The 1,624-nt window shown below is 50.6% G+C and carries 1 rRNA gene; it reads left to right on the plus strand.

What is annotated here, in order from left to right:
* Nucleotides 1-24: 24 nt before the first annotated feature.
* Nucleotides 25-1,624, plus strand: a 23S ribosomal RNA gene (locus tag JQ641_RS38970); the annotation flags it as partial.

The following is a 1,624-nucleotide window of genomic DNA, read 5'->3' on the forward strand; positions in this document are numbered from 1 at the left end:
GTCTTGAGCGCGATGTTGGCGTTGAAGCCGACGGTGGCGGCCGTGACCTGGAAGTTGCCGCCGCCGCCGCGGCCCTGTGCGTGTCACTTGTGACTGTGCAGAGGTTGAGCAGTTGGCAAACGACCCGAAAGATGGTGAACTATGCCTGAGCAGGATGAAGCCAGAGGAAACTCTGGTGGAAGTCCGTATCGGTTCTGACGTGCAAATCGATCGATAGACTTGGGTATAGGGGCGAAAGACTAATCGAACCATCTAGTAGCTGGTTCCTTCCGAAGTTTCCCTCAGGATAGCTGGATCTCAGGCAGTTATATTCGGTAAAGCTAATGATTAGAGGCCTTGGGGACGTAATGTCCTCAACCTATTCTCAAACTTTCAATGGATATGAAGTTGCAGTTTCTTTAGTGAACTGTCAACGTGAATGCGAGGTCCAAGTGGGCCATTTTTGGTAAGCAGAACTGGCGCTGTGGGATGAACCAAACGTGGAGTTAAGGTGCCTAACTTCTCGCTCATGAGACCCCATAAAAGGTGTTGGTTGATATTGACAGCAGGACGGTGGCCATGGAAGTCGGTATCCGCTAAGGAGTGTGTAACAACTCACCTGCCGAATCAACTAGCCCTGAAAATGGATGGCGCTTAAGCGAGAGACCTATACTCCGCCGTTGCGACATGTGCGTTGTCTAGCGCCAGGTCGTAACGAGTAGGAAGGTCGTGGCGGTTGCGTTGAAGGCTATGAGCGTAGGCTCGGCTGGAGCTTCCGTCAGTGCAGATCGTAATGGTAGTAGCAAATATTCAAGTTCGATCCTTGAAGACTGAAGTGGAGAAGGGTTCCACGTGAACAGTAGTTGGATGTGGGTCAGTCGATCCTAAGGTACTGGCGAACGCCTTGTATCATCGGTGGCGAAAAGCTTGCTTTTAGTCCCCGCTTGTCGAAAGGGAATAGGGTTAATATTCCCTAACTGAGATGCAAAGATTGTGTTCTTCGGAGCACAAGCGCGGTAACGCATTCGAACTTGGTTAGTCGCTCAAAGACCGAGCTAGAGTTTTCTTCTCTAGTTAAGGAACGGACTCCCTGGAATTGGTTCAGCCAGAGATGGGGACGTTGTTTCCGAAAAGCACCGCGGTTTCTGTGGTGTCTCGTGCTCTTTGAACGGCCCTTAAAACACCAAGGGAGGCTATTAATTTGCACTCAATCGTACCGATATCCGCATTAGGTCTCCAAGGTGAACAGCCTCTAGTCGATAGAATAATGTAGGTAAGGGAAGTCGGCAAACGAGATCCGTAACTTCGGGAAAAGGATTGGCTCCAGTGGTTGGAACGGTTGGCCAGTTGGTTGATGCTTGTCCGGCGCAGTTCTGTCTGCTTGATACTTTCGGGTTGATGGCGGACTAGTGATTGTGCTTGCTTGCGGACGCTTTCTGGTGTGTGCTTGGACCTCGGTTCTAGTATCCTGATCGCTCATCTAAACAACCGTACTGGAACCGGTACGGACTCAGGGAATCCGACTGTCTAATTAAAACAGAGGTGACAGATGGTCCTTGCGGACGTTGACTGTCACTGATTTCTGCCCATGTACTCTGCGTTGATACCTGTCTCTTATACACATCTCCGAGCCCACGAGCGCTAC

The sequence above is a fragment of the Bradyrhizobium sp. JYMT SZCCT0180 genome, assembly GCF_018130165.1.
Lineage (GTDB): Bacteria > Pseudomonadota > Alphaproteobacteria > Rhizobiales > Xanthobacteraceae > Bradyrhizobium.